Source organism: Salmonella sp. SAL00672, from assembly GCF_046552175.1.
In the GTDB taxonomy this organism is placed as follows: domain Bacteria; phylum Pseudomonadota; class Gammaproteobacteria; order Enterobacterales; family Enterobacteriaceae; genus Salmonella; species Salmonella enterica.
This window is the reverse complement of sequence record NZ_JBGDUQ010000012.1, coordinates 1-26,766: the sequence shown is the minus strand read 5'-3', so window position 1 is coordinate 26,766 and position 26,766 is coordinate 1. Positions and strand designations below refer to the sequence as shown.

The window sequence follows — 26,766 nt, the reverse complement described above, 5'->3', positions numbered from 1 at the left end:
GATTTTATTATGAAAGATTCTGTAAATATTTTATTCGTATGCGGTTATGGTGTAGGCAGTAGCGTAATGTTACAGACTGTTGTTAAAAAAGCGTTAGCAAAATATGACTTCTCTTTTGATATGGAGCATACGGCAGCGGGAGAGGTCGGTGGATTTACCGACTGGGCAGATATTTATGCGATTTCGAAAAAATTGCTTGATGTTGTTAGCCTCGATCCTAAACACGGACAATATCTCATTCCCATTGAAAATATCATGGATGGCGAATCAATAGGCAAACAGATTTACGATGTGGTAGAGAAAAATTTTCCGCACCTGCTCAACAAATGAGGGTGAGTCATGAAAGCGATTATTCTGCTGTTTGACAGTCTGAATAAAAACTATTTGCCGCCCTATGGTGATTTGCTAACGAAAGCGCCTAACTTTCAACGCCTGGCGGCACATGCCGCCACCTTTGACAATAGTTATGTCGGCAGTATGCCCTGTATGCCAGCCCGTCGGGAACTGCACACCGGGCGCTATAATTTCCTGCATCGTGAGTGGGGGCCGCTGGAACCCTTTGATGATTCCATGCCGGAATTATTGAAAAAAGCGGGGATCTACACCCATCTTATCAGCGATCATCTGCATTACTGGGAAGACGGCGGCGGTAACTACCATAACCGCTATAGCTCCTGGGACGTAGTACGCGGTCAGGAGGGCGATCACTGGAAGGCGAGCGTTGGCGAGCCGCCCATTCCGGAAGTACTGCGCGTTCCACAAAAACAAACCGGAGGCGGCGTTTCCGGGCTATGGCGTCATGACTGGGCGAACCGCGAATACATCCAGCAGGAAGCCGATTTTCCCCAGACGAAAGTTTTTGACGCCGGGTACGATTTTATCCATAAAAATCATGCCGAAGATAACTGGTTATTGCAGGTTGAGACGTTCGATCCGCATGAGCCGTTTTATACCACCGAGGAATATTTATCGCTCTATGACGATGAGTGGCAAGGCCCGCATTATGACTGGCCGCGCGGCAAAGTCAGTGAAAGCGAGGAGGCGATAGCGCATATTCGCTGTCGTTATCGGGCCCTGGTTTCCATGTGCGACCGCAATCTGGGACGTATCCTTGATCTGATGGATGAACACGATCTCTGGCGCGATACGATGCTGATTGTCGGTACCGATCACGGCTTCTTGCTGGGGGAGCACGGTTGGTGGGCTAAAAATCAAATGCCCTATTATAACGAGGTGGCGAATAACCCGCTGTTTATCTGGGACCCGCGCAGCGCGGTATGCGGAGCGCGACGGCAGTCGCTGGTGCAGATGATTGACTGGGCGCCAACGCTACTGGATTATTTTCAGCAACCTATTCCCGCAGATATGCAGGGCCAACCGCTGGCGAAAGTCATTGCCAGTGATGAACCCGTCAGGGAAGGCGCGCTGTTTGGCGTGTTTAGCGGACATGTTAATGTTACCGACGGACGCTATGTTTATATGCGGGCCGCGCAGCCGGGGCGTGAGCATGACATTGCGAACTACACGTTAATGCCGATCAAGATGAATGCGCGTTATGACGTGGATGAACTGGGAAAATTATCTCTGGCACCTCCGTTTAACTTTACTAAAGGGCTTCAGGTATTACGTATTCCGGCCAGGGAAAAATATAAAGGTGTGAATAGCTTTGGTCATCTCTTGTTTGATCTCAGAGACGATCCGCAGCAGCAACATCCTATTCATGATGAGGCCATCGAAGCAAGGATGATCAACTTACTTATCCGTTTGATGAAAGAAAATGATGCTCCGGCGGAGCAGTATCGCCGTCTGGGTCTGGATGTTGTCTAAAAACGTAACAATGTTGTAAGCCGGGTGCGCGTTAGCGTCACCCGGCAAGTATTAGTCCGAATCGCCTGTTGATGCAGGCGTTTGAGACTGATGACAAACTGTAGAATGCTCAATGGCGCTGCGCTTATCAGGCCTGGATAGTTTCCGATGGCGGCCCGTGGGCTGAATAAGGTATTTATACTGCCATTTCGCAACACGGTGGGCTAATCACATACGTCTTACTGCGGGAACCACTGATCGCTGATTTTCTGATAAGTGCCGTCCGCTTTAATGGCGGCCAGCGCATTATTCAGTTTTTCCAGCAACGCCTTATTGTCCGGGCGCACCGCGATGCCAAGTCCGGTACCGAAGTATTGCGGATCGGTCACTTTCTCTGTTGCCGGACCCAGTTGCGGATTCGTTTTCAGCCACTCATTGACCACTGCGGTATCGCCAAAGACGCCGTCAATACGGCCATTTTTCAGGTCGATAATCGCATTCTGGTAGCTGTCGTAGGCCACGGTTTTGACCTCCGGATGTTTATCCTGGAGATATTTTTGATGCGTGGTGCCATTTTCCATACCGATACGCTTACCTTTTAGATCGGTAAAGGTTTTATAGGTGTCTTTTTTGGCAATCACCAGCGCGGAGTTCGCATAATAGGGATTGCTAAAGGCGACCTGCTTACTGCGCTCCGGGGTAATGTCCATTCCGGAAATGACGGCATCATATTTTCTGAATTTCAGCGCCGGGATAAGACTATCGAAAGCATGATTGGTAAAAGTACATTCTGCCTGCATTTGCTTACATAATGCGGTTGCCAGATCGATATCGAAGCCCACAATTTTATTACTCGCATCCAGGGATTCAAACGGGGGATAGGTGGCGGAAACCCCGAAATTGATTTTTTCAGCGGCGATGCTGCCAGTGGCGAAAGAGGCGAGTAATGCAGCCAGAACTAACTTTTTCATGATGTCACTCCCGTAATCTTATGATTATGCGCCGTGTCTGCGGCATAGATTTACAATGCCATTAATTGAATTTGTATGCAATAAAAATGATTAAATATTTTGAAATGGATAAAAAAAGACGGACAAGTTAACCACTTGTCCGTCAGATTTATTCAAAATTATGCATCGTAGGTTTGATAAGCGCAGCGCCATCTGATCATTGTCGAACGGCGGCGAGAATGCCTTATCCTGCCGGGTTAATTGCGCCGCTCAAACGCCAGGGCTTTACGCTCAATCAAACGCATCATCAGCGTCAATAGACCGTTGACGACTAGGTAAATTACGCCTGCCGCGCCAAATACCACCACATCGTAGGTACGACCATAGAGCAACTGACTGTACCCCATGACTTCCATCAAGGTGATGGTATAGGCCAGCGAGGTACTTTTGAAGACCAGTACCACCTCATTAGAATAGGAGGAGAGGGCGCGTTTAAACGCATAGGGCAACAAAATCGCCAGCGTATCTTTCTTACTCATCCCCAGCGCGCCGCAGGACTGCCACTGACCTTCCGGAATCGCGCGAATCGCGCCATAAAATAGCTGCGTGGTATAAGCGGCGCTGTTTAGCGACAACGCGATCAGTGCGCACAGCCACGGTTCAGACAGTAGATGCCAGAGTAGCGGATACTCTTGCAGTGTCGGGAATTGACCGGGTCCGTAGTAGATCAGGAAAATTTGCACCAACAACGGCGTACCGGTAAACAACGTGATATAGCCGCGCACCAGCCACACCACGAACGGCGTTTTTAGCGTCAGGATGATGGTAAAAACTAACGCCAGCACCAAAGCGACGGCAATAGAAGCCACGGTCAGCGTCAGGCTGGTGTGTAGCCCTTTTAGCAGTTCAGGTAAATACTCAAGCATTAGTCCGGCCTCCGCTCAAAACGTGTCGCGCGCAGGTCTATGCGTTTGAGAATGTACTGACTGATCAGCGTAATGACCAGGTAAATAGCCGCCGCAATAATGTACCAGTTAAACGGTTCCTGGGTGCGTGTGGCAATACTTTTGGTCTGCAACATCAGATCGTTAACGCTGATAAGGCTGACCAGAGCCGTATCTTTTAGCAACACCAGCCACTGATTACCCAGCCCTGGCAGGGCGTGACGCCACATCTGCGGCATCACCAGACGGAAAAAAATCGCCGTCTTTGATAATCCCAGTGCCTGACCCGACTCCCACTGACCAGACGGAACGGCTTTCAGCGCGCCGCGTAGCGTCTGCGACGCATAGGCCGCATACAGCAGGGACAACGCAATCACGCCGCACAGGAACGGACTGACGTCAAAGTTCTCAATCTCCATTTGCACCGGGATCTGCGTAAAGCCGAGATGGAGGGTAAACCCGTCAGACAGCGTAAGCAGGAGTTGCGAGGAGCCGAAATAGATAAACAGCACCACCAGAATTTCCGGCAGGCCGCGCAAAATAGTGACCAGCGCGGAGCCTATCCAGGCAATCGGGCGCCATTTTACGGACTCCCAGACGGCAAAGAACATGGCTAACGCGAGGCCAATGATCAACGCGCAGACGGCAAGGCCGACGGTCATCCCGGCGGCGCTTGCTAAAGGAAAAAATTCGTTCATCAAAGATTACTTCTGGAACCATTTGTTATAGATGGTCTCGTAAGTCCCATCTTTCTTCACTTTTTCCAGCGCAGTATTGAATTTCTGCTGCAGCTCGGTGTTGCCCTGACGTACCGCGATACCCAGGCCGGTGCCGAAATAATCTTTATCGGTGACTTTATCGCCGACCGGCGCCAGCTTAGGATTGGCTTTCAGCCATTCGGTCACGACCGCCGTGTCGCCGAAAACAGCGTCGATACGGCCATTTTGTAGATCCAGCTTCGCGTTCTGATAGCTGTCATACGGTACGGTGGTGATTTCCGGATGCTTATCCATGATGAATTTCTGGTGCGTCGTACCGTTCTGTACGCCGACTTTCTTGCCTTTCAGTTGATCAACGCTGGTGTATTTGCCCTGCTGACCCACGAACAGCGCGGAGTTGTCGTAATATGGCGTGGTAAACAGCACCTGCTTTTCACGTTCCGGCGTGATATCCATTCCCGCCATTACAGCGTCGAAGCGGCGGAATTTCAGGCTGGGGATCAGGCTGTCGAACGCCTGATTGGTAAAGGTACAGGAGGCGTTGATCTCTTTACATAGCGCGTTGGCCAGGTCGACGTCAAAGCCGACAATCTTGTTATTAGCATCCATCGATTCGAACGGCGGATAGGACGCTTCGGTCGCAAAACGAATGGTCTGGGCTGCTGTAGCGGAAAGGCTAAAGCCTGCAATTAGCGCGGCAATCAGAACTTTTTTCATTGTCATTGTCCCGAATCTTAGTGAGAGAGATAGTTTTTGAACGCTTCGGTCTGAGGGTGGGCAAAGCAACCCGCATCACCGTGCTCGACGATGTGACCATTTTCCATATAAATCACACGACTGGCGGTCTTACGCGCCACTTCGACTTCATGCGTAACGATCACCTGAGTAATGTTCGTTTCCGCCAGCTCATGAATAATGCTGACGATTTGAGCGGTAATTTCCGGGTCCAGCGCGGCGGTCGGTTCATCAAACAGCAGCACCTGCGGCTCCATCATCAGCGCGCGGGCAATCGCGACGCGCTGCTGCTGACCGCCGGAAAGGTGCAACGGATAACGATCGCTATAGGGCTTCAGACGTAGACGCTCCAGCAGCTTTTCTGCGCGCGCCAGCGCCTGATCTTTTGTCAGACCCAGTACGCGGCAGGGCGCTTCAATCAGATTCTGCACAACGGTGAGATGCGGCCAAAGATTATATTGCTGAAAGACCATTCCGACATTTTGACGTAGCTCACGAATCGCCTTATCGGACGGCGTTTTCGTAAAGTCAAAATGGTTCCCGGCGATAGTCAGAGTGCCGGAGCGCGGCATCTCAAGCAGATTGAGTACACGCAGCAGCGAACTTTTACCCGCCCCGCTTGGGCCAAGCAACACCAGCGTTTCGCCTTCGGGGCAATCCAGCGTGATATCGAACAGCGCCTGATGCGCGCCGTAAAAGCAATTAATGCCGTTTAATTGAATACTCATTGACACTCGTATACAGGCAGTCTGATAGCTATTGAAGCCGCAGATAGTACCTTTCGCAGAATAGTTATGCAATATTTATGCGTTAAAAGTTAAATATATCCCACATTCTTCCCTAAACATAGCACAAAATAGCAGGAGGAATAGTAGGTAAGAAGAATTGTCGGCATCCCGGGCAGAATGCCAGACAATTTACGGGGTTATGGGTGCAAAAGCGGGGGAATACTGGCTGTTAACGGTTTTCTATTGACTGGCGCAGCGTACCGGCAGGGGCATGGACATCTCCGCCCAGATAGCGAACGTCGTCAATCACCCAGCATGAGCCTTCGTGAATCATAAGCACTTCATCCTGCCAGCTTTGATCGCCCTGTTTTAACGCTACCCGCAGAGGAATGTTGCGCGCATCTCGGTTCGGAATGGTTGATGCGCTGGCGACGTTGGCGCTATCCGGCAGCGTAGCGCGGCTGGAGAACAGATCGCCGCTCATCAACTGGCGGTGCTCCGTATCGCGGCTGGCGTCGGTCAACAATTTCGCCAGGTTATCACTCAAGTAGGGGCGAAGCGCGGCGATATCATTGCTGTGGTGTTGAATACGGTAGTCGTAAAATTGTTGAGCCACGCTGTCCGGGCCGCCTTCCACACACGCGCCGATACGCGGGCCATTATCTTTGTAGGCGGGAGTGACGGTCGTACAGGCGCTAAGCAGAAGCGCGCACGGGATGAGCAAAGAGAGTTTAGAATAGCGCATGATGATTTCCTTATAGGCGATCGAGCAAAAACCGATCTACGATAATCAATTATATCCTTTCAATGATAGCGTATCAGCTTGATAATGCGTTTGAGATCGTGTGCTTAGCTAACCCGGGAGATTCACTATGCAGTTTTCAACAACCCCAACGCTGGAAGGACAAAGCATCGTGGAGTATTGCGGTGTGGTGACGGGCGAAGCCATTTTAGGCGCCAATATTTTCCGCGATTTTTTCGCCGGCATTCGGGATATCGTCGGCGGACGTTCCGGCGCGTATGAGAAAGAGCTGCGTAAAGCGCGTGAAATCGCTTTTCAGGAACTTGGCGAGCAGGCTAAAGCGTTGGGCGCCGATGCGGTGGTAGGCATCGATATTGATTACGAAACTGTCGGCAAGGATGGCAGTATGCTGATGGTCAGCGTCAGCGGAACGGCGGTGAAAACGCGCCGATGAAAGCGCTACTGTGGCTGGTGGGTCTCGCGTTGCTGTTAACAGGCTGCGCGAGCGAAAAAGGAATTATCGATAAAGAGGGATATCAGCTTGATACCCGACATCGGGCGCAGGCGGCCTATCCGCGCATTAAAGTCCTGGTGATTCACTATACGGCGGAAAACTTTGACGTTTCGCTGGCGACGTTAACGGGCCGCAACGTCAGTTCGCATTACCTGATTCCCGCAACCCCGCCATTATATGGCGGTAAACCGCGCATCTGGCAACTGGTGCCGGAACAGGATCAGGCCTGGCATGCGGGCGTCAGTTTCTGGCGAGGCGCCACGCGTCTCAATGATACGTCTATTGGCATTGAGCTGGAAAATCGCGGCTGGCGAATGTCCGGCGGGGTGAAATCTTTCGCGCCGTTTGAATCCGCGCAAATTCAGGCATTGATTCCGTTAGCGAAGGACATTATCGCGCGCTATGACATCAAACCGCAGAATGTGGTGGCCCATGCGGATATCGCGCCGCAGCGTAAAGACGATCCCGGCCCGCGCTTCTCGTGGCGCGAGCTGGCGGCGCAGGGGATTGGCGCCTGGCCTGACGCCCAGCGTGTGGCGTTTTATCTGGCTGGACGCGCGCCGTATACGCCAGTCGATACCGCAACGGTGCTTGCGTTACTCTCGCGCTATGGCTATGAAGTCAAAGCCGATATGACGGCGCGCGAGCAGCAGCGGGTGATTATGGCGTTCCAGATGCACTTCCGTCCGGCGCAATGGAACGGTATCGCAGATGCCGAAACGCAGGCGATTGCCGAAGCATTACTGGAGAAGTACGGCCAGGATTAACGCGGTAAATTTCCGTGATCGCGCAGCCAGGCGGCGGTGCGCTCAATGCCTTCGTCCAGCGTGACGATGGGCTGGTAGCCCAGCTCGTCCTGCGCGCGAGTCGTATCGAGCGTAAAATCAAAATTCAGTTTTGACACGCCGTAATGCGTTAGCGGGGGCTCTTTGGCGGATTTTTTGCCGAAGCGCTCCATACTGCGGGCGATCATATCCAGCATCGGGTAAGGCACAGAGCGAATGCGGCAGTCGATAGTCAGTTCATCAATTAACTTTTGTACGATGCTGCGTAAGGTACGGTTTTCGCCGTTAGTGATGTTATAAGCGCGGCCAGAAGGCAGATGATCGCAGCCCGGCTGGCTGGCCAGCCACATGGCGTGGATCGCATTTTCATAGTAGGTCATATCGACCAGCGCGCTGCCCCCGTGCGGTAATAAGACGCTACCGTAATGGTGCATCATATGCGCCAGACGTGGGATAAATACTTTATCGTGCGGGCCAAACAGGCTTTGCGGACGCAATACCGTAAAACGTGTTTGCGGATTGGCCTGCGCCAACAGATTAATCACCTCTTCGCCAGCGGCTTTGCTGCGGGCGAACTCATTGGCAAACCGATGCGGACGGAAATCTTCTTTGATATCACGGTGATGGTGGTAATCAAAATAGAGCGAGGGAGAGGAGATATGAATAAAATTGCGCACGCCCCAGGCGACCGCCCATTCTCCCAGACGGCGGGTGGCGCGAACATTCGCCAGATCGAAAGCCTGTTGGGTTCCCCAGGGCGAGGTAAAGCTGGAGCAGTGCCACAACGTGTCGATCCCGGCAAGCATCACTTTAGCCTGCGAGGAGACCAGTTCGGTTAAATCCGCATGGACGAATTCCGCGCCCATTTTTTCAAGCAGCTTGCCCATCGCTTCATTGCGACCCGTCGCTCTGACGCTGATGCCTTTATTGCGCAAAAATTCAACCGCGTTTCGACCTAAGCCGCTGGTGGCGCCGGTAACCAGTACCTTCATATCAATCCACTGTGTTTAATAAACCGTCGTGCGCATTCTTCCGTGAATTACGTCGGTATGCAATGGGAAACACGAAAGAATACAGCAACTTTTTCTCATTTTTCTGTGATTTGTTCTGCAAGTCGGGCAATACGCCTTGCCATTCCCCGGAAAATAAACAGGTGCGCCGGGATCATCAGTAGCCAGTAAATCAGGCCCGGCATTCCGTGTGGATGCCACCAGGCGCGCACGTCAATTTCGCGGTAGCGGCCTTTATCGTGCAGCGTGAAGCTAAGCTGCCCCAGGCCCGGCGCTTTCATGCCAAACAAGAGCGTGAGCTGTTTTTCTGGTTCGACAATGATCACTTTCCAGCTATCTACCGTATCGCCAGGCTTGAGCAAGGTATGCGACGGGCGGCCTTTCGCCAGTTTATGCCCCACCAGACGGTCCATCGCGGCGCGCGTCTGCCACAAAATATTGCCGAAAAAATAGCCCTCTTTGCCACCCAGCCGATTTACGACCTGCCATAGCGCCGATAGGCTGGCCGGGGTCTGCGCGGTAAAGCCCGCCTGCTTTGGAAAATAGCCGTATTCGGGACGCCAGCGGGCGAAGGCCAGCGCGTCGTAGCCCCAGTCGCTGGAGTTCACCAGTTTTTCTTCTTCTTTCAGCGTGCGGCGAACGGCGTCATCAAAGGTGATAAGCGTTTGGGGGATCAACTTTTTTAACGCGGCGTCATCGGCCAGCAAATCGTGCCTTAATCCCTGGATTAACGCTTTTGCGGTAGTTGGCGGCACGGAGGTAATGACGTTTAAAAACCAGACCGAAATCCAGCGGGTCGGAAAAGGCACCGGGATCAGCGGACGCCGTTTACCGCTGACGGCCATAAAACGTTCAAACTGCTGCTGATAACTTAATACCTGCGGCCCGGCGGCTTCCAGAATACGATGCTCGTGCGCAGGGTGCTCCAGTAAGCCGACCAGGTAGTAGAGTAAATTTTCCAGGGCGATGGGCGTGGTGCGCGAACGCACCCAGCGCGGCGGCGTGAGTATTGGCAGGTTGTAAACCATGTCGCGCATGACTTCGAAGGCGGCGGAGCCTGCGCCGACGATGATCCCGGCGCGTAATTCCGTCACCGGTACGCCTGCGTCGCGCAGCGTGTCAGCCGTAAGCTGGCGGGCGCGCAGGTGATCGGATTGCTCATGCGTCGGCGCCTGCAATGAACTGAGGAAAATAAGTTGTTTAACCGGCGTCTGGCGCAGCGCGTCGCGCACGTTGAGCGCCGCCTGACGCTCATGGGCGATAAAATCGCCGCCTTCGCCCATGCCGTGTACCAGATAGTAAACGGTATCAATGTCGCGAAGCAGCGCGGGTAAATTTTCCGGCCAGTGCAGATCGACCTTATGACAACTGACGTTGGCGAGGCGCTGTTTTTCCAGACGTTCGATGCGTCGCGCCGCCGCTCGCACATGATGCCCTTGCTGACTTAGCGCAAAGACCAGGTGCTGGCCGATATAGCCGCTGGCGCCGAGAACCAGAATGCGTTGCGCCACGTTGCTCTCCTTAGCGGGCTAAAAAGGCGCGCCAGTGGGCGACGACGTCGGTAAGCTGTTCGCGAGAGACATCCAGATGCGTCACCAGACGCACAATCGGCGCGGCGTTAATCAGGATATTCCGTTCCCGCAAATAGTCGCCAAGCGCGGCGGCCTGTGCTTCGCCAACGCGAACAAACAGCATATTCGTTTCGTGGCGCATGACCTCCGCGCCCGCTTCCCGAAGCTGCTGCGCCAGCCAGGCGGCGTTATCATGATCCTCTTGCAGACGCGCCACGTTATGCTTCAGCGCATACAGTCCGGCCGCTGCCAGAATCCCGGCCTGACGCATTCCGCCGCCGACCATTTTACGCCAGCGCGTCGCGCGTTTAATGTAGTCGCGGTTACCGACCAGCAGCGAACCGACCGGCGTTCCGAGACCTTTTGACAGGCAGATGGTAAAAGAGTCGCAATACTGCGTAATCTCTTTTAACTCACAGCCGTAGGCAACCACCGCGTTAAAAATTCGGGCGCCGTCAACGTGCAGCGCCAGCCCACGTTCGCGGGTAAACGTCCAGGCGTCTTTCAGATACGCGCGCGGCAGCACTTTCCCGTTATGCGTATTTTCCAGACTGAGCAAGCGCGTACGCGCGAAGTGGATGTCATCCGCTTTAATCTTCGCCGCCACGTTCTCCAGCGGCAGCGTACCGTCCGCGGCGGCGTCGATGGGCTGCGGCTGAATGCTGCCGAGCACCGCCGCGCCGCCAGCTTCATAGAGATAATTATGCGCGCCCTGACCGACGATATACTCTTCGCCGCGTTCACAATGGCTAAGCAGCGCGACCAGATTGGCCTGGGTGCCGGTGGGTAAAAAAAGCGCCGCTTCTTTACCGGAAAGGTCGGCGGCGTAGCGCTGAAGGGCGTTAACAGTAGGGTCATCGCCGTATACGTCGTCCCCGACCGGGGCGGTCATCATCGCCTCGAGCATGGCGCGGCCCGGTCGGGTAACGGTATCACTGCGTAAATCAATCATGGCACATCCCTGGATTTTAAAAGGTGATGTGCACTGTTTTACCTTAGCCAGTTCGTTTTCGCCAGTTCGATCACTTCATCGCCGCGGCCGCTAATAATGGCGCGTAGCATGTACAGGCTAAAGCCTTTCGCTTGTTCCAGTTTGATCTGCGGCGGGATCGCCAGCTCTTCTTTTGCCACGACCACGTCAACCAGTACCGGGCCGTCAATGGAAAACGCGCGCTGTAGCGCACCGTCCACGTCTGCGGCTTTTTCCACGCGAATACCGGTAATGCCGCAGGCTTCGGCGATACGCGCGAAATTGGTGTCGTGCAGTTCGGTACCGTCGGTAAGGTAGCCGCCGGCTTTCATTTCCATCGCCACAAAGCCCAGCACGCTGTTATTAAAGACGACGATTTTTATCGGCAGCTTCATTTGTACCACCGAGAGAAAATCGCCCATCAGCATACTGAAGCCGCCATCACCGCACATCGCGATAACCTGCCGACCCGGCGCGGTGGCCTGAGCGCCGAGCGCCTGTGGCATGGCGTTGGCCATTGACCCGTGGTTAAACGAGCCCAGCAGGCGGCGCTTGCCGTTCATTTTTAGATAGCGGGCCGCCCAGACGGTCGGCGTGCCGACATCGCAGGTAAAAATAGCGTCGTCAGCGGCGAAATGGCTAATTTGTTGCGCCAGATATTGTGGATGGATGGCTTTATCGCTGAGTTTGGCTAAGTCATCAAGTCCCTTACGGGCGTCCCGATAGTGCTCCAGAGCTTTATCGAGGAATTTACGATTGCTTTTTTCTTCCACCAGCGGCAGCAGGGCGCGAAGCGTGGCTTTAATATCGCCCACCAGCGCCATGTCGACTTTGCTGTGCGCGCCAATACTGCCCGGGTTGATGTCAATCTGAATGATTTTGGCATCGCTCGGATAAAAGGCGCGGTAGGGGAACTGGGTGCCGAGCAGGATCAGCGTATCGGCGTTCATCATGGTGTGGAAGCCAGAAGAAAAGCCAATCAGGCCGGTCATTCCCACATCATAAGGGTTATCGTACTCAACGTGCTCTTTGCCGCGCAGGGCATGAACGATTGGCGCTTTTAGTTTTGCCGCCAACGCGACCAACTCCTCATGCGCGCCCGCGCAGCCGCTACCGCACATCAATGCGATATTGCTGGAGTAGCGCAGCAGTTGCGCCAGTTTTTTCAGCTCTTCCTCCGCCGGCGTGACGACGGGGTGCGGGGCATGGTACCAATGAGTGACGGCGTTTTCAGGCGCAGGTTTCAGCGCCACGTCACCCGGAAGTACGACCACGGAGACGCCGCGGTTTAGCACCGCTTTGCGCATGGCGATGGCGAGTACCTGCGGGATCTGCTCCGGGCTGGAAACCAACTCGCAATAGTGGCTGCATTCACGGAACAACTCCTGCGGGTGGGTCTCCTGGAAATAACCGCTGCCGATTTCACTGGACGGAATATGGGCGGCGATCGCCAGAACAGGGACGTGGTTACGGTGGCAATCAAACAGGCCATTGATCAGGTGCAGGTTGCCCGGTCCACATGAACCGGCGCACACTGCCAGCTCGCCGGTAAGCTGCGCTTGTGCGCCGGCGGCGAAAGCGGCGACCTCTTCGTGGCGGGTTGGCATCCATTCAATGGTTCCCATACGATTAAGACTATCGCTCAGGCCGTTCAGGGAGTCGCCAGTGACGCCCCAGATTTGTTTTACGCCAGCCTGTTCCAGCGTTTTGGCGATAAAAGCAGCAACGGTTTGTTTCATGGTTCTCCATCTCCTTAAATGTGATAACGGTTACAAGTTTAGTTGAAGATGACGATGACGTTTTTCTTTGGCGGAGAGAGGGGCGAAAGGATGAAGCGAGTGGTAAATCGCCCGGTGGCGCTAGCGCTTACCGGGCCTATAATGGAGCGTTTACCGATTATGCGAGAACAAGATCGCCCTGCGGATGGCAGGAGCAGGCCAGTACGTAACCTTCGGCAATCTCCGCCTCGCTCAGCGTCATGGTGCTGCTCACCGTATAGTCGCCGGAAACGACTTTGGTTTTACAGCAGCCGCAAACACCTGCCCGACAGGCAGCGGCAACCGGTACTTTATTACTCTCCAGCGCCTCCAGCAGCGTCGTACCGATCGGGGCATAAAATTCCTGCGCTGGCTGTAGCTTGGTGAATTTCAGGCCGCTGGTTGCCGTTTCCGCCACCGGCGTGAAGAACTTCTCTTTAAAGAAGCGCGTTACGCCAAGCGCTTTCACTCCCTGTTCGACGAAATCCATATAGGGCGCCGGGCCGCAGGTCATGATGGTGCGCGATGCCAAATCCGGTACGCTCTGTAACAATTCCGTGGTCAGACGGCCCGCGACAAAACCTTCCGTGGCATGATTTTCCGCCACTAGCGTGACCGGATACTGTCGCCACTCGTCGGCAAAAATCACATCATCCGGCGAACGGACGTTAAAGATGACCTGCACGTCGGCCTGCGGGCGGTATTTCGCCAGCCAGCGACGCATCGACATGATTGGCGTTACGCCACAACCGGCGGCGAGCAGCAGAAACTTATCTTCTGTTTTATCGTCACAGGTAAAATCGCCCATTGCATCAGACAGCCAGATGTAATCGCCGCGCTTGATGTCATGGGTCAACCACTGCGAACCCGTGCCATCGTCAATCCGACGAACGGTCAGCGTAATATATTCACTGACGCCCGGCGTAGACGAAAGGGTGTAGGCGCGCAGCGTTTCCGCTGAATTGCGCACGCTCACCAGCGCATACTGCCCGGCGCGGTAAGGGTAGTAGTCATGGCATAATAGCGCAATTGTCCATACATCCGGCGTCTCCTGACGGATGTGATGCACCTGCATTCGCCAGGGGCACTGTGAGGTTGGCATCGTCATCATTGACCTCCTTACGCGCTCAGCAATTGCTTCATGTCTTCTTCAACGGTGGTCACGGAACGCAGACCGAACTTCTCGTTGAGGATAGCCAGCAGATCCGGCGTGAAGAAGCCCGGCGCGGTCGGCCCGGTGACAATATTTTTCACGCCTAATGACAGCAGCGTCAGCAGAATCACGATCGCTTTCTGCTCAAACCAGGAGAGCACCAGCGATAGCGGCAGATCGTTGACGCCGCAGCCCAGTTTTTCCGCCAGCGTCACCGCCAGGATAATCGCGGAGTAAGCATCATTACACTGACCGGCATCGACCAGACGCGGCAGCCCTTCGATGTCGCCGAACTCCAGTTTGTTGAAACGGTATTTACCGCACGCCAGAGTCAGGATCAGGCAGTCATCCGGCACGCTGGTGGCGAAATCGGTAAAGTAGTTACGCTCGCCGCGCGCGCCGTCACAGCCGCCGACCAGGAAGATGTGGCGCAGTTTTTCACGACTGACCAGATCGATGAGCGTATCGGCAGCGCCGAGCAGGGTCTGACGGCCAAAACCGACGGTGATAAGATGCGGAATTTCGCTGTACGGGAAGCCCGCCATCTGCTGCGCCTGGGCAATGACCGGCCCGAAGTCATCGCCTTCAAGATGGCTAACGCCCGGCCAGCCGACGATGCTACGGGTCCAGATACGGTCGTCATAGCTGCCCACGGTCGGGTCGATAATGCAGTTAGAGGTCATCACGATTGGGCCAGGGAAGCGGGCGAATTCGACCTGCTGATTCTGCCAGCCGCTGCCGTAGTTACCGACCAGATGCTTGAATTTACGCAGTTCCGGATAGCCATGTGCGGGCAGCATTTCACCGTGAGTGTAGACGTTAACGCCGGTGCCTTCGGTCTGCGCCAGCAGGTTGTAGAGATCTTTCAGATCGTGACCGGAGATCAGAATGCACTTGCCTTCAGTCGCTTTGACGTTGACCTGAGTCGGCGTTGGGTGACCGTATTTGGTGGTTTCACCGGCATCCAGAATGCTCATCACTTTGAAGTTCATCTGGCCGATTTCCATTGCGCACTCCAGCAGCGCGTTCATATCAGCAGGCCAGGTGCCGAGCCAGGCCATGATTTTGTGGTACTGGGCGTAAATGTCGTTGTCGTATTGACCGAGAACGTGCGCGTGCTCCATATACGCTGCCGCGCCTTTCAGACCGTACAGGCACAGCAGACGCAGGCCGAGGATGTTCTCGCCAATGGCGGCTTTGTCTTTATTCGGGGTAAATTCCGCCGCCTGACGTTGCAGTTCGCCCAGATCGTCGCTAACCAGTTGCAGATCGGCCATCGGATTGTCGCAATGCGCATTGGCATCCACGCTCAGGCACTGCGCTTTCAACGCTTCACGCAAGGCAATCGCTTCACGGGCGTAGCCGACGATACGCGGAGAGTCGAAGTTAACGTTGGTCAGCGTGGAGAAAAACGCGCGCGGCGCAAAGTTATCAACGTCGTGATTAATGATGCCATATTCACGGGCCTTCACCGCCCAGGCAGACAAACCTTGCAAAGCCGCAATTAGCAGATCCTGCAGATCGGACGTTTCAGCCGTTTTACCGCACATTCCCTGCGCGTAGGAGCAGCCGTTTCCGGCTGGTGTACGGATGGTTTGTTCACATTGCACACAAAACATGGTCACACCTTTTAAAGTTATATTTAATATACATGTTTAAGATTATGCCTGTGAACAAAGGGATAAAAGGGATTTCTGCCATAATGTGCAAGGAGATTGATTTAGCGCAATTTTGGCGGCAGATGCCTACCGCCAAAGAGGTATCAGGCCGAGAAGAACGCCATTAAGAGGGGTACCAGCAGGCTGAGGATAAAGCCATGTACGATAGCCGCCGGAACAATCTCTACGCCGCCGGAGCGCTGTAATACCGGCAACGTAAAGTCCATTGAGGTCGCTCCGCACAGGCCCAACGCCGTTGAGCGGCTGCGGCGAACCAGGCCGGGAATAAGCATAATGGCTAAGAGCTCGCGGGCCAGATCGTTAAAAAATGCCGCGCTGCCGATAACCGGTCCAAACGACTCCGTCAGCAAAATACCGGAAAGAGAGTACCAGCCGAAACCTGACGCCATCGCCATGGCGGTTTTTAGCGGTAAGTCCAGGATAAACGCATTAATCACGCCGCCCAGTAATGAGCTTGCCACGACAACGACCGCGACCATCATTCCCCGGCGGTTAAGCACAATTTGCTTTAAGGTCATGCCGCTATTTCGTAGCTGAATCCCCACCAGGAACAATAAAAAGATCAGCGTATATTCACTGGCTTCGGTGGCGTGCTGTAAAACAGAGAGTCCGCTCAGGCCGATGACAAACCCCAATACCACTACGCCGCACAGTTGCAGCGACTCCAGCGCCATGGCAATACGCGAAGGCAGTTTTTCCTGCTGATGATGGTGACGCCACGGGAGGATACGTTCCAGCCACAATAAGGCGGCGATATTACACAATAAAATAATCGTAATACTGACGGCGGAATAATGAAAAATCGCCACCAGATTACTGGCGAGGTTATCCAAAAACGCCAGACTTATTCCCATAAAAAAGAGAATAAGGTACACGATCCAGCTCAGTAGCCGGTTAATGAGTTGTAATGCGGCTTTATGTCGCAGTGGAATGAGATAGCCCACAATCAGTGGAACCAGAATGATTAAAAGTCCTGAAAACATGAACAGCCGGGCCCTTTTTTATTGTTTGAATAGCGCACATGACACTACCGAATTCCAGACTATCAGTAAAGTGACACCGTCAGCCGTACATTTATCAGACAGTTGCCCCAGGCAAAGGGGGGAATATCACGCCAGCCGGAAGCATTTGCCGTTATACTGCGGTGAGTTTAATGGAGTGGTGACGTTTTTCTGGAGGAAGCATGATTCTCGAACGCGTTGAAATAGTAGGATTTCGCGGTATCAACCGACTATCGTTGATGCTGGAGCAAAACAACGTGCTGATTGGGGAAAACGCCTGGGGCAAATCCAGCCTGCTGGATGCGCTGACTCTGTTATTGTCGCCGGAACTCGATCTCTACCATTTTGTCCGTGAGGATTTCTGGTTTCCGCCTGGCGACATAAAAGGACGCGAGCATCACCTGCATATTATTCTGACTTTTCGCGAAACGCAGCCAGGGCGGCATCGGGTACGTCGTTATCGGGCGCTGGAAGCATGCTGGTCGCCTTGCGAGGATGATTTTCACCGTATTTTTTATCGGCTAGAGGGCGAATGCGGCGCCGATGGCAGCGTGATGACGCTGCGCAGTTTTCTCAATAGCGATGGGCAGCCATTGCCGGTGGAAAATATTAACGATCAGGTGCGCCACCTGGTTCGTCTGATGCCAGTGCTACGTTTGCGCGATGCGCGCTTTATGCGACGTATTCGCAACGGTACGGTGCCCAATGTGCCGGATGTTGAAGTCACGGCCCGACAGCTGGATTTTCTGGCGCGTGAGCTGGCGACCCGGCCGCAAAATTTAACCGACGGGCAGATTCGCCAGGGACTGTCCGCGATGGTGCAACTGCTTGAACACTATTTCTCAGAGCAGGGCGCAGGACAGGCGCGTCACCGACTCATGCGCCGACGTTCGCAAAATGAGCAGCGTAGCTGGCGCTATCTGGATATTATTAATCGGATGATCGACAAACCGGGCAGCCGGTCGCATCGGGTGATCCTGCTGGGGCTTTTCTCCACGCTGTTACAGGCGAAAGGGACGCTGCGATTACATAAAGACGCGCGACCATTACTGCTGGTGGAAGATCCGGAAACCCGTTTACATCCCATTATGCTTTCAGTCGCCTGGCAATTGCTCAATCTGTTACCGCTACAGCGGATAGCGACAACCAACTCAGGCGAACTGCTTTCGCTAACGCCGGTGGAACATGTCGTACGGCTGGTGCGCGAATCTTCCCGCGTCGCCGCCTGGCGTCTGGGCCCGGGCGGGTTAAGCGCGGAAGATGGACGGCGCATCGCCTTTCATATCCGCTTTAATCGCGCGTCGTCGCTGTTTGCGCGTTGCTGGCTACTGGTGGAAGGCGAGACGGAAACCTGGGTTATTAATGAGCTGGCGCGTCAGTGTGGACATCATTTTGATGCGGAGGGCATTAAAGTCATTGAGTTTGCTCAGTCTGGCCTGAAACCGCTGGTGAAGTTCGCCCGCCGTATGGGAATCGAGTGGCATGTCCTGGTGGATGGCGACGAAGCGGGGAAAAAATATGCCGCGACGGTCCGCAGTCTGCTTAATAACGATCGGGAAGAAGAACGCGAACATCTCACGGCGCTGCCTGCGCTGGATATGGAACATTTTATGTATCGTCAGGGCTTTGCCGATGTTTTTCACCGGGTTGCGCAGCTTCCGCCTAATGTGCCGATGAATACCCGGAAAATTATCACTAAAGCTATCCACCGCTCGTCAAAGCCGGATTTGGCGATTGAAGTCGCGATGGAAGCCGGGCGGCGGGGAATTGACGCCGTGCCGCCGCTGTTCAGAAAGATGTTCTCGCGCGTGGTTTGGCTGGCGCGGGGCCGGGCGGATTAACGTTTGAATGTGGCCGGAACCTGTTCGACGACGCTATCGAGTAACGCATAGCGGCGGCGATACTCGGCCCGTTTTTTACTGGCGATCTCCGCTTCGCTTTTTCGGGCGATCGCCAGCGGCAGCGTATAGTAATTCCCTTTAATTCTTTCACCGCCTAACGATTCCCAAAACGCGTCATAGTCGGCATGCATTTGCGTCTTTTTATCCATGTATCGCCAGCTACGATAAACGTGCGCATCGTTACTCACGGCTATAATCTTTTCTGCCTGAAAGACTTGCGCAAACTGACAGAGAGCCTCCATCACGATGCGTTTGGGAAAAAGACCATGGCAGGCTTTGGTCGCCTGCTGGATAATTTCGTGAGGGACGTCGTTTGCCGCGCCCTGTAATCCGCCGATAAATAGTGTGCGTTGTTGGTTAAAGCGACACAGGGTAAATGTGATCTCTGCCAGAATACGTAACTGTGCGTCGCGAACAACAATAGTGCTTTCACCTTCTTTATCCAGTGAGACCAGACTGACTAAATCAAGTTGAAACAACTCGCCGGTTTTAGTTTCAAATTTAGCAAGATTCAGGCCATACTGACTTAAATAGCTAACTTGTTGTTCCCGCGATAAAAGTTGGCGCATCTGTTGATAATGAAAACACAGCGCATCTAAGGCGAAATCGCGTTTAATATTTACAGCCATATAAGGACGATGTAGCCGAATAGGCAAACGCGGCTGACGAGCAAGTAACGTATTTAACTCCGGCCATTGGGTGAGATTGGTCAGTAATTGGCTGGTCGCACGCGGCATGACTAATGAGCGGATTAAAAACTTGCGACGAAAGCTGGCTTTACGCCAGAATTTTCCTGGCTGTAATTGCCCGCGCGTCAGACGAATAAATAATTGTAAAGGAGAGATGTAATCTGAAGTGTACCAGGTATTATCTGTAAGCTGTGTCATGATCGTAATCCGCGACATAAGATTGTCGAGATTGAACCACAGGAAACATTAACCAATCGTCAATACAGCCGGCGCTATCTTTATTGCGTCAGGTTTGTTTAGATACGGTTTACTTTCTGGTTAAAATTTTGCCGTCAGGGTTTCTATGCGTGCTAAGGGAAAGAAATTTAAAAAGCGTTATCTGGTCATTATTTTAATTCTTTTAGTGGGGGGGATGGCTGGCTGGCGAATGATAAATGCCCCGCTGCCAACTTATCAGACATTAATCGTGCGGCCAGGCGATCTTGAACAGAGTGTACTGGCGACTGGAAAACTGGACGCGTTGCGTAAAGTGGATGTCGGCGCGCAGGTGAGCGGCCAGTTGAAAACGCTGCTGGTCTCCATTGGCGATAACGTTAAAAAAGATCAGCTACTCGGCGTGATTGACCCAGATCAGGCGGAGAACCAGATAAAAGAGGTCGAGGCCACCCTGATGGAGCTGAACGCGGAGCGTCAGCAGGCAGCCGCTGAGTTAAAGCTGGCGCGGGTTACGCTGGCGCGCCAGCAGCAGTTAGCTAAGACTCAGGCGGTATCGCAACAGGATCTGGATACCGCGGCGACGGAGATGGCGGTTAAACAGGCGCGTATTGGCACCATAGATGCCCAGATCAAACGTAATCGGGCCTCGTTGGACACCGCGAAAACCAACCTGGAATATACCCGTATTGTCGCCCCCATGGCGGGGGAAGTGACGCAAATCACTACCCTGCAAGGACAAACGGTGATTGCAGCTCAGCAGGCGCCCAATATTCTGACGCTGGCGGATATGAGCACCATGCTGGTAAAAGCGCAGGTCTCGGAAGCGGACGTGATCCATCTTCGGGCGGGGCAGAAAGCATGGTTCACCATTGCAGGCGATCCGCAAACGCGCTATGAAGGCGTTTTAAAAGATATTCTGCCGACGCCGGAAAAGATCAACGACGCTATTTTTTATTACGCCCGGTTTGAAGTGCCGAATCCCAAAAGAATCTTGCGTCTTGATATGACCGCACAGGTTTATATTCAACTCATGGATGTCAAAAATGTACTGATTATTCCTCTCGCCGCGCTTGGCGAACCGGTGGGCGGCAATCGTTATAAAGTGGCGCTGTTGCGTAACGGCGAAAAACGTGAGCGCGAAGTGGTCATTGGCGAGCGTAACGATACAGACGTGGAAGTGGTTAAAGGTCTGGAAGCGGGCGATGAGGTGATCATCGGTGAGAGCAGGCCAGGAGCGACGCCATGACGGCATTGCTTGAACTGCGCAATGTGAGTCGCAGCTACCCCTCCGGAGAAGAGCAGGTGGCGGTGTTGAAAGATATCTCCCTGCAAATCCACGCCGGGGAGATGGTGGCGATCGTCGGCGTTTCCGGTTCTGGAAAATCAACGCTGATGAATATCCTCGGGTGCCTGGATAAACCGACCAGCGGCACTTATCGGGTGGCGGGGCGGGACGTCTCGACGCTGGACCCGGACGCGCTGGCGCAGCTGCGGCGTGAGCATTTTGGCTTTATCTTTCAGCGCTACCATCTGTTGTCGCATTTAACGGCAGCGCAAAATGTTGAAATCCCCGCCGTCTACGCCGGCATTGAACGCAAAAAACGCCAGGCGCGCGCCAGAGAGTTGCTTTTGCGGCTGGGATTAAGCGATCGCGTCGATTACCCACCTTCACAGCTTTCTGGCGGACAGCAGCAGCGTGTCAGTATTGCCCGCGCGCTGATGAACGGCGGACAAGTGATTCTGGCGGATGAGCCGACCGGCGCGCTGGATAGCCATTCCGGCGAAGAGGTGATGGCAATTTTGCGCCAACTGCGCGATCGCGGACATACGGTGATCATTGTGACGCACGATCCGCTGATTGCCGCCCAGGCGGAGCGGATTATTGAAATTCACGATGGCAAGATTGTCCATAATCCGCCCGCGGAGGAAAAGAAACGCGAACAGGGCGTTGACGCTGCCGTAGTTAATACGGCTCCCGGCTGGCGGCAATTTGCCAGCAGCTTTCGCGAAGCGCTGTCAATGGCGTGGTTAGCGATGGCCGCTAACAAAATGCGTACTTTACTGACCATGCTGGGAATTATTATCGGTATTGCGTCGGTGGTGTCGATTGTGGTGGTCGGCGACGCCGCAAAACAGATGGTACTGGCGGATATCCGCGCTATGGGCACTAACACGATTGATATTCATCCAGGCAAAGATTTCGGCGACGACAACCCGCAGTATCGACAGGCGCTGAAATATGACGATCTGGTCGCTATTCAGAAACAGCCGTGGGTTAACTCTGCGACGCCCAGCGTTTCAAAGAGCTTACGTCTTCGCTATGGCAATATTGATATTGCCGTAAATGCTAATGGCGTCAGTGGCGATTATTTTAACGTTTACGGCATGTCCTTTAGGGAGGGGAACACCTTCAATGCTGTACAGCAACAGGATCGCGCGCAGGTGGTGGTGCTGGATGCCAACACGCGACGCCAGCTATTTCCAAATAAAGCGAATGTCGTAGGGGAAGTGGTGCTGGCGGGTAATATGCCGGTTATTGTTATTGGCGTGGCGGAAGAGAAACCGTCCATGTACGGCAATAGCAATCTGTTGCAAATTTGGTTGCCCTATAGCACGATGTCAGATCGCATAATGGGTCAGTCATGGCTTAACTCGATCACCGTTCGTGTGAAAGATGGCGTTGATAGCGATCAGGCTGAACAGCAGCTTACCCGCCTGCTCACCTTACGCCACGGTAAAAAAGACTTCTTCACCTGGAATATGGACAGCGTCCTGAAAACGGCTGAAAAAACCACCTATACTCTTCAGTTATTTCTGACGCTGGTGGCCGTCATTTCGCTGGTTGTCGGCGGCATCGGCGTTATGAATATTATGCTGGTTTCCGTCACCGAGCGAACGCGTGAAATCGGCATCCGTATGGCGGTAGGCGCGCGCGCCAGCGATGTGCTACAGCAGTTTCTTATTGAAGCGGTGCTGGTTTGCCTGGTTGGTGGAGCGCTGGGGATTAGCTTGTCGATGTTCATCGCATTTATGCTACAGCTTTTCCTGCCCGGCTGGGAGATCGGTTTTTCACTGACTGCGCTGGCGAGCGCGTTTTTATGTTCGACATTTACCGGGATACTGTTTGGCTGGCTACCGGCGAGAAACGCGGCGCGACTGGACCCGGTGGATGCGCTGGCAAGGGAGTAATCTCGCTGACGTCATTTGTCGGCCTGATAAGATGCAACAGTGTCGCTATCAGGCACTGGCGTTAAATAAAAATGCCAGCCGATCGGGCTGGCATTTTGCCTCCTGGATGTACACAATGAGACAGAGGAGCTATGCAACGGCCTCTGCTTCGATGGGCACGATGACGCTGGCGTGATTGCCTTTTGGCCCCTGGTGGACATCAAACCGGACAGACTGTCCGGCTTTAAGCGTTCTGTAACCATCCATTTGAATGGTGGAATAATGGGCGAAAATATCCTCGCCGCCGCCTTCAGGGCAGATGAAACCAAACCCTTTGGCATTGTTGAACCACTTTACAGTACCCGTTTCCATGCTTCGACATCCTTCGTAAATCTTATATAAGTAAGATGGAATGAACCGGTGACGGAGTGGGGGCTGTTCAAAACCTCACCAACTCTCGACATTACAATTTAGAGAAATCAGGCGAGGCGTCAAGCATCAGGCAGGGGGGATCGGGTAAAAATGAATCAAAAATTTGAAGCAGTTAACGCTATTGCCGGGAATGTGACAGATGTCGCGGATGGTACTGATAGATGTTAGTTATCTATCAATTGAGGTAGATTGATTGTGTGCATAGACTCTGGTCAGCGGCAGATTTTCCTGCCGACAACCGTAACCGATAATGACGACTGACAATGAGTAAGACGAACGATTGGCTGGATTTTGACCAGTTGGTGGAAGATAGCGTGCGCGACGCGCTAAAACCGCCATCTATGTATAAAGTGATATTAGTCAATGATGATTACACTCCGATGGAGTTTGTTATTGACGTGTTACAAAAATTCTTTTCTTATGATGTAGAACGTGCAACGCAATTGATGCTTGCAGTTCACTATCAAGGCAAAGCCATCTGCGGCGTGTTCACCGCCGAGGTGGCGGAAACCAAAGTGGCGATGGTGAACAAGTATGCAAGGGAGAACGAGCATCCGTTGCTGTGTACGCTGGAAAAAGCCTGAATGCAGGTATAAAAATTGGGGGAGGTGCCTATGCTCAATCAAGAACTGGAACTCAGTTTAAACATGGCTTTCGCCAGAGCGCGCGAGCACCGTCATGAGTTTATGACCGTCGAGCATCTGTTGCTGGCGCTGCTCAGCAACCCATCGGCTCGCGAAGCGCTGGAAGCATGCTCCGTGGATCTGGTGGCGCTCCGTCAGGAACTCGAAGCCTTCATTGAACAAACCACACCCGTACTGCCTGCCAGTGAAGAAGAGCGTGATACGCAGCCGACGTTAAGTTTCCAGCGTGTCCTGCAACGTGCCGTCTTCCATGTTCAGTCTTCCGGGCGTAGTGAAGTGACTGGCGCGAATGTGCTGGTGGCTATCTTTAGCGAACAGGAATCACAGGCGGCTTATCTACTGCGTAAGCATGAAGTGAGCCGTCTGGATATCGTGAACTTTATTTCTCACGGGACGCGAAAAGACGAACCGAGCCAATCTTCCGATCTCGGCAATCAGCCAACTGGCGACGAACAAGCTGGCGGGGAGGAACGTATGGAAAACTTCACGACGAATCTTAACCAACTTGCTCGCGTGGGCGGCATCGATCCGCTGATTGGTCGTGAAAAAGAACTGGAACGCGCGATCCAGGTCTTGTGTCGTCGCCGTAAAAATAACCCGCTGCTGGTGGGGGAATCCGGCGTTGGCAAAACGGCGATTGCCGAAGGGCTGGCCTGGCGTATCGTGCAGGGCGATGTGCCGGAAGTGATGGCCGATTGCACCATTTACTCTCTGGATATCGGTTCGCTGCTGGCGGGCACCAAATACCGTGGTGATTTTGAAAAACGGTTTAAGGCGTTGCTGAAACAGCTTGAGCAGGATACCAACAGCATCCTGTTTATCGATGAAATCCATACCATTATCGGCGCTGGCGCGGCGTCGGGCGGACAGGTGGATGCGGCAAATCTGATTAAACCGCTGCTTTCCAGCGGCAAGATCCGGGTGATCGGCTCAACGACCTATCAGGAATTCAGCAATATTTTTGAGAAAGACCGCGCATTAGCGCGCCGTTTCCAGAAAATTGATATTACCGAGCCTTCGGTGGAAGAGACGGTGCAAATTATCAACGGCTTGAAACCTAAGTACGAAGCGCACCACGACGTGCGTTATACCGCGAAAGCGGTGCGTGCGGCGGTCGAGCTGGCGGTAAAATATATCAATGACCGCCATCTGCCGGATAAAGCCATTGACGTGATTGACGAAGCGGGCGCTCGGGCGCGTCTGATGCCGGTGAGCAAACGTAAGAAAACGGTCAACGTGGCGGATATTGAGTCCGTAGTGGCGCGAATTGCGCGAATTCCTGAAAAGAGCGTCTCGCAGAGCGATCGCGATACGCTGAAGAACCTGGGCGATCGTCTGAAAATGCTGGTCTTCGGCCAGGATAACGCGATTGAGGCGCTGACCGAAGCTATTAAGATGAGTCGTGCGGGTCTGGGCCATGAGCATAAACCTGTCGGCTCATTCTTGTTCGCCGGGCCAACTGGCGTAGGGAAAACTGAAGTTACGGTACAGCTTTCAAAAGCGCTGGGTATTGAGCTGTTGCGCTTCGATATGTCTGAATATATGGAGCGTCATACGGTGAGCCGTTTGATCGGCGCGCCTCCGGGATACGTCGGTTTCGACCAGGGCGGGCTGCTGACGGATGCGGTGATTAAGCATCCTCATGCGGTGCTGCTGCTGGATGAGATCGAAAAAGCGCACCCGGATGTCTTTAACCTGCTGCTGCAGGTGATGGATAACGGTACGCTGACCGATAACAATGGCCGTAAGGCGGATTTCCGCAACGTGGTGCTGGTGATGACCACCAACGCCGGCGTGCGAGAAACCGAACGTAAATCTATTGGTCTTATTCATCAGGACAACAGTACCGATGCGATGGGCGAGATCAAGAAAGTGTTTACGCCGGAGTTCCGTAACCGTCTCGACAACATTATTTGGTTCGATCATCTGTCTGGCGAGGTGATTCATCAGGTTGTCGATAAGTTTATCGTCGAGTTGCAGGCTCAGTTGGATCAGAAAGGCGTCTCCCTGGAAGTCAGTCAGGAAGCGCGCGACTGGCTGGCGGAAAAGGGCTATGACCGGGCGATGGGCGCACGACCAATGGCACGTGTGATTCAGGATAACCTGAAAAAACCGCTGGCCAATGAGTTGCTGTTTGGATCGCTGGTTGACGGCGGACAGGTCACCGTCGCGCTGGATAAAGAGAAAAATGCGTTGACGTATGGCTTCCAGAGTGCGCAAAAGCACAAGCCGGAAGCCGCGCATTAATCTTCGTTTCACTGCCGTACAAACCGGGCCTTAGCGCCCGGTTTTTTTATGCCGGCTAATAGTTAGCCTGATGGCGTTGTGCTCGCGGTAGGCGGACAAGGCGCTTGTAAATTGCGTCATCATCCGGTAATCGACGGGTCACATATAAGCAAAAAGCCCGTACTTCTGTACAGGCTCTCAACTTGAATATGGCGGTGAGGGGGGGATTGACTCGCTGCGCTCGCCCTTCGGGCAGCCCGTTCGCTGCGCGCCCGGTCTGTCCAACTGGCTGCGCCAGTTGTCGAACCCCGGTCGGTGGTTCTCATCCCCCCTTGGTTTGGGGGGATACATTGACTAGTCCTGATATAGGTTGACAGTTTTTTGTCTGTAAAACGCCTGATGAACATCATCGGGCGTTTTGTATTT

Annotated in this window: 25 protein-coding genes; 10 read left to right on the top strand and 15 right to left on the bottom strand. The window is 53.5% G+C overall.

All coding sequences use genetic code 11. The annotated features are described in order from the left end of the window. Window positions 1–9 precede the first annotated feature (9 nt). Both ACLJTG_RS20765 and ACLJTG_RS20760 read left to right on the top strand, forming a co-directional pair. Window positions 10–330, top strand: coding sequence for a PTS sugar transporter subunit IIB (locus tag ACLJTG_RS20765; protein ID WP_000655399.1), 321 nt, complete (start codon window positions 10–12; stop codon window positions 328–330). A 9-nt stretch (window positions 331–339) separates the two neighbouring features. Then, window positions 340–1,827 carry a sulfatase-like hydrolase/transferase gene (locus ACLJTG_RS20760; RefSeq protein ID WP_198898381.1) on the top strand — a complete coding sequence of 496 codons (1,488 nt, stop codon included), beginning with the start codon at window positions 340–342 and terminating at the stop codon, window positions 1,825–1,827. Between the two features lie 218 nt (window positions 1,828–2,045). Here ACLJTG_RS20760 and artJ read toward each other — a convergent pair whose 3' ends face one another. From artJ to ACLJTG_RS20730, 6 genes are all read right to left on the bottom strand, one after another. Next, complete coding sequence (gene artJ / locus ACLJTG_RS20755) at window positions 2,046–2,777, bottom strand: arginine ABC transporter substrate-binding protein ArtJ (protein WP_000737538.1); 732 nt, start codon at window positions 2,775–2,777, stop codon at window positions 2,046–2,048. Between the two features lie 236 nt (window positions 2,778–3,013). Further along, window positions 3,014–3,682, bottom strand: coding sequence for an arginine ABC transporter permease ArtM (gene artM / locus ACLJTG_RS20750; protein WP_000895396.1), 669 nt, complete (start codon window positions 3,680–3,682; stop codon window positions 3,014–3,016). Further along, window positions 3,682–4,398, bottom strand: a complete 717-nt coding sequence (gene artQ, locus ACLJTG_RS20745) for an arginine ABC transporter permease ArtQ (RefSeq protein ID WP_001001677.1) — start codon at window positions 4,396–4,398, stop codon at window positions 3,682–3,684. The genes artM and artQ overlap by 1 nt, the downstream gene beginning before the upstream one ends. A 6-nt stretch (window positions 4,399–4,404) precedes the next feature. Continuing rightward, window positions 4,405–5,136 carry an arginine ABC transporter substrate-binding protein ArtI gene (gene artI / locus ACLJTG_RS20740; protein WP_079951269.1) on the bottom strand — a complete coding sequence of 244 codons (732 nt, stop codon included), beginning with the start codon at window positions 5,134–5,136 and terminating at the stop codon, window positions 4,405–4,407. A 17-nt stretch (window positions 5,137–5,153) separates the two neighbouring features. After that, window positions 5,154–5,882 (bottom strand): arginine ABC transporter ATP-binding protein ArtP, encoded by a 729-nt coding sequence (artP, locus tag ACLJTG_RS20735; protein WP_000027186.1) that lies wholly within the window; start codon window positions 5,880–5,882, stop codon window positions 5,154–5,156. 229 nt (window positions 5,883–6,111) lie between these two features. Continuing rightward, the gene (locus ACLJTG_RS20730; RefSeq protein WP_001270724.1) at window positions 6,112–6,627 is read right to left on the bottom strand and encodes a lipoprotein; all 516 of its coding nucleotides are present in this window, start codon (window positions 6,625–6,627) and stop codon (window positions 6,112–6,114) included. A 127-nt stretch (window positions 6,628–6,754) separates the two neighbouring features. On the opposite strand from ACLJTG_RS20730, the gene ACLJTG_RS20725 reads away from it, so the two are divergent. Together ACLJTG_RS20725 and ACLJTG_RS20720 are read left to right on the top strand one after the other, a co-directional pair. Further along, complete coding sequence (locus ACLJTG_RS20725; RefSeq protein ID WP_001160725.1) at window positions 6,755–7,078, top strand: heavy metal-binding domain-containing protein; 324 nt, start codon at window positions 6,755–6,757, stop codon at window positions 7,076–7,078. Further along, the gene (locus tag ACLJTG_RS20720) at window positions 7,075–7,905 is read left to right on the top strand and encodes an N-acetylmuramoyl-L-alanine amidase (protein ID WP_410959059.1); all 831 of its coding nucleotides are present in this window, start codon (window positions 7,075–7,077) and stop codon (window positions 7,903–7,905) included. The genes ACLJTG_RS20725 and ACLJTG_RS20720 overlap by 4 nt, the downstream gene beginning before the upstream one ends. Here the strand turns inward: ACLJTG_RS20720 and ACLJTG_RS20715 are convergent. The 7 genes from ACLJTG_RS20715 to ACLJTG_RS20685 form a co-directional block, all read right to left on the bottom strand. Continuing rightward, a complete protein-coding gene (locus ACLJTG_RS20715) occupies window positions 7,902–8,915 on the bottom strand; it encodes an NAD-dependent epimerase/dehydratase family protein (protein ID WP_000866904.1) in 1,014 nt (337 codons plus the stop codon). The genes ACLJTG_RS20720 and ACLJTG_RS20715 overlap by 4 nt on opposite strands. 95 nt (window positions 8,916–9,010) lie before the next feature. Then, window positions 9,011–10,444 (bottom strand): DUF2867 domain-containing protein, encoded by a 1,434-nt coding sequence (locus ACLJTG_RS20710; protein WP_410959058.1) that lies wholly within the window; start codon window positions 10,442–10,444, stop codon window positions 9,011–9,013. Window positions 10,445–10,454: 10 nt separating this feature from the next. Continuing rightward, window positions 10,455–11,456, bottom strand: coding sequence for a low-specificity L-threonine aldolase (gene ltaE, locus ACLJTG_RS20705; RefSeq protein WP_000566347.1), 1,002 nt, complete (start codon window positions 11,454–11,456; stop codon window positions 10,455–10,457). Between the two features lie 38 nt (window positions 11,457–11,494). Beyond that, on the bottom strand, window positions 11,495–13,213 hold the full coding sequence (gene poxB, locus ACLJTG_RS20700; RefSeq protein WP_000815309.1) for a ubiquinone-dependent pyruvate dehydrogenase: 1,719 nt from the start codon (window positions 13,211–13,213) through the stop codon (window positions 11,495–11,497). A 157-nt stretch (window positions 13,214–13,370) separates the two neighbouring features. Beyond that, window positions 13,371–14,339, bottom strand: coding sequence for an NADH oxidoreductase (gene hcr, locus ACLJTG_RS20695; protein ID WP_001670445.1), 969 nt, complete (start codon window positions 14,337–14,339; stop codon window positions 13,371–13,373). An 11-nt stretch (window positions 14,340–14,350) separates the two neighbouring features. Beyond that, entirely contained in the window at window positions 14,351–16,003 is a 1,653-nt protein-coding gene (gene hcp / locus ACLJTG_RS20690) for a hydroxylamine reductase (protein WP_000458779.1), read from the bottom strand. 143 nt (window positions 16,004–16,146) lie between these two features. Next, the gene (locus ACLJTG_RS20685; protein ID WP_000491119.1) at window positions 16,147–17,046 is read right to left on the bottom strand and encodes a lysine exporter LysO family protein; all 900 of its coding nucleotides are present in this window, start codon (window positions 17,044–17,046) and stop codon (window positions 16,147–16,149) included. A gap of 200 nt (window positions 17,047–17,246) precedes the next feature. On the opposite strand from ACLJTG_RS20685, the gene ACLJTG_RS20680 reads away from it, so the two are divergent. Next, on the top strand, window positions 17,247–18,905 hold the full coding sequence (locus ACLJTG_RS20680; RefSeq protein ID WP_000599770.1) for an ATP-dependent endonuclease: 1,659 nt from the start codon (window positions 17,247–17,249) through the stop codon (window positions 18,903–18,905). On the opposite strand, the gene ACLJTG_RS20675 is transcribed toward ACLJTG_RS20680, so the two are convergent. Next, window positions 18,902–19,852 carry a VirK/YbjX family protein gene (locus ACLJTG_RS20675; protein WP_001519667.1) on the bottom strand — a complete coding sequence of 317 codons (951 nt, stop codon included), beginning with the start codon at window positions 19,850–19,852 and terminating at the stop codon, window positions 18,902–18,904. The two genes, ACLJTG_RS20680 and ACLJTG_RS20675, sit on opposite strands and share 4 nt — an antisense overlap. Before the next feature lie 145 nt (window positions 19,853–19,997). Between ACLJTG_RS20675 and macA the strand changes: the two genes are divergently transcribed. Both macA and macB read left to right on the top strand, forming a co-directional pair. Continuing rightward, entirely contained in the window at window positions 19,998–21,116 is a 1,119-nt protein-coding gene (macA, locus tag ACLJTG_RS20670; protein WP_001201751.1) for a macrolide transporter subunit MacA, read from the top strand. Continuing rightward, entirely contained in the window at window positions 21,113–23,059 is a 1,947-nt protein-coding gene (gene macB / locus ACLJTG_RS20665) for a macrolide ABC transporter ATP-binding protein/permease MacB (RefSeq protein WP_198898380.1), read from the top strand. The genes macA and macB overlap by 4 nt, the downstream gene beginning before the upstream one ends. A gap of 129 nt (window positions 23,060–23,188) precedes the next feature. Here the strand turns inward: macB and cspD are convergent, their stop codons facing one another. Then, window positions 23,189–23,410: a cold shock-like protein CspD gene (gene cspD / locus ACLJTG_RS20660; protein ID WP_000447499.1), complete on the bottom strand. Its 222-nt coding sequence runs from the start codon at window positions 23,408–23,410 to the stop codon at window positions 23,189–23,191. 150 nt (window positions 23,411–23,560) lie between these two features. Here cspD and ACLJTG_RS20655 point away from each other — a divergent pair, with 150 nt between their 5' ends. The 3 genes from ACLJTG_RS20655 to clpA all read left to right on the top strand — a co-directional run bounded on the left by ACLJTG_RS20655 (window position 23,561) and on the right by clpA (window position 26,361). Continuing rightward, window positions 23,561–23,638: a hypothetical protein gene (locus tag ACLJTG_RS20655; protein ID WP_212742690.1), complete on the top strand. Its 78-nt coding sequence runs from the start codon at window positions 23,561–23,563 to the stop codon at window positions 23,636–23,638. 95 nt (window positions 23,639–23,733) lie between these two features. Further along, window positions 23,734–24,054 (top strand): ATP-dependent Clp protease adapter ClpS, encoded by a 321-nt coding sequence (gene clpS, locus ACLJTG_RS20650; protein WP_198898379.1) that lies wholly within the window; start codon window positions 23,734–23,736, stop codon window positions 24,052–24,054. Window positions 24,055–24,084: 30 nt separating this feature from the next. Next, a complete protein-coding gene (gene clpA, locus ACLJTG_RS20645; protein ID WP_000934064.1) occupies window positions 24,085–26,361 on the top strand; it encodes an ATP-dependent Clp protease ATP-binding subunit ClpA in 2,277 nt (758 codons plus the stop codon). Window positions 26,362–26,766: the final 405 nt, after the last annotated feature.

Bases quoted from the DNA above. Each gene is read 5' to 3' on its own strand.
- artI (WP_079951269.1), bottom strand. From the start codon at position 5,136: ATGAAAAAAGTTCTGATTGCCGCGCTAATTGCAGGCTTTAGCCTTTCC.
- artM (WP_000895396.1), bottom strand. From the start codon at position 3,682: ATGCTTGAGTATTTACCTGAACTGCTAAAAGGGCTACACACCAGCCTG.
- ACLJTG_RS20725 (WP_001160725.1), top strand. From the start codon at position 6,755: ATGCAGTTTTCAACAACCCCAACGCTGGAAGGACAAAGCATCGTGGAG.
- ACLJTG_RS20675 (WP_001519667.1), bottom strand. From the start codon at position 19,852: ATGACACAGCTTACAGATAATACCTGGTACACTTCAGATTACATCTCT.
- ACLJTG_RS20685 (WP_000491119.1), bottom strand. From the start codon at position 17,046: ATGTTTTCAGGACTTTTAATCATTCTGGTTCCACTGATTGTGGGCTAT.
- macA (WP_001201751.1), top strand. From the start codon at position 19,998: ATGCGTGCTAAGGGAAAGAAATTTAAAAAGCGTTATCTGGTCATTATT.
- hcr (WP_001670445.1), bottom strand. From the start codon at position 14,339: ATGACGATGCCAACCTCACAGTGCCCCTGGCGAATGCAGGTGCATCAC.
- clpS (WP_198898379.1), top strand. From the start codon at position 23,734: ATGAGTAAGACGAACGATTGGCTGGATTTTGACCAGTTGGTGGAAGAT.
- artJ (WP_000737538.1), bottom strand. From the start codon at position 2,777: ATGAAAAAGTTAGTTCTGGCTGCATTACTCGCCTCTTTCGCCACTGGC.
- artP (WP_000027186.1), bottom strand. From the start codon at position 5,882: ATGAGTATTCAATTAAACGGCATTAATTGCTTTTACGGCGCGCATCAG.
- poxB (WP_000815309.1), bottom strand. From the start codon at position 13,213: ATGAAACAAACCGTTGCTGCTTTTATCGCCAAAACGCTGGAACAGGCT.
- macB (WP_198898380.1), top strand. From the start codon at position 21,113: ATGACGGCATTGCTTGAACTGCGCAATGTGAGTCGCAGCTACCCCTCC.
- hcp (WP_000458779.1), bottom strand. From the start codon at position 16,003: ATGTTTTGTGTGCAATGTGAACAAACCATCCGTACACCAGCCGGAAAC.
- ACLJTG_RS20715 (WP_000866904.1), bottom strand. From the start codon at position 8,915: ATGAAGGTACTGGTTACCGGCGCCACCAGCGGCTTAGGTCGAAACGCG.
- artQ (WP_001001677.1), bottom strand. From the start codon at position 4,398: ATGAACGAATTTTTTCCTTTAGCAAGCGCCGCCGGGATGACCGTCGGC.
- ACLJTG_RS20765 (WP_000655399.1), top strand. From the start codon at position 10: ATGAAAGATTCTGTAAATATTTTATTCGTATGCGGTTATGGTGTAGGC.
- ACLJTG_RS20680 (WP_000599770.1), top strand. From the start codon at position 17,247: ATGATTCTCGAACGCGTTGAAATAGTAGGATTTCGCGGTATCAACCGA.
- ACLJTG_RS20730 (WP_001270724.1), bottom strand. From the start codon at position 6,627: ATGCGCTATTCTAAACTCTCTTTGCTCATCCCGTGCGCGCTTCTGCTT.
- ACLJTG_RS20720 (WP_410959059.1), top strand. From the start codon at position 7,075: ATGAAAGCGCTACTGTGGCTGGTGGGTCTCGCGTTGCTGTTAACAGGC.
- ltaE (WP_000566347.1), bottom strand. From the start codon at position 11,456: ATGATTGATTTACGCAGTGATACCGTTACCCGACCGGGCCGCGCCATG.
- ACLJTG_RS20760 (WP_198898381.1), top strand. From the start codon at position 340: ATGAAAGCGATTATTCTGCTGTTTGACAGTCTGAATAAAAACTATTTG.
- ACLJTG_RS20655 (WP_212742690.1), top strand. From the start codon at position 23,561: ATGAATCAAAAATTTGAAGCAGTTAACGCTATTGCCGGGAATGTGACA.
- clpA (WP_000934064.1), top strand. From the start codon at position 24,085: ATGCTCAATCAAGAACTGGAACTCAGTTTAAACATGGCTTTCGCCAGA.
- cspD (WP_000447499.1), bottom strand. From the start codon at position 23,410: ATGGAAACGGGTACTGTAAAGTGGTTCAACAATGCCAAAGGGTTTGGT.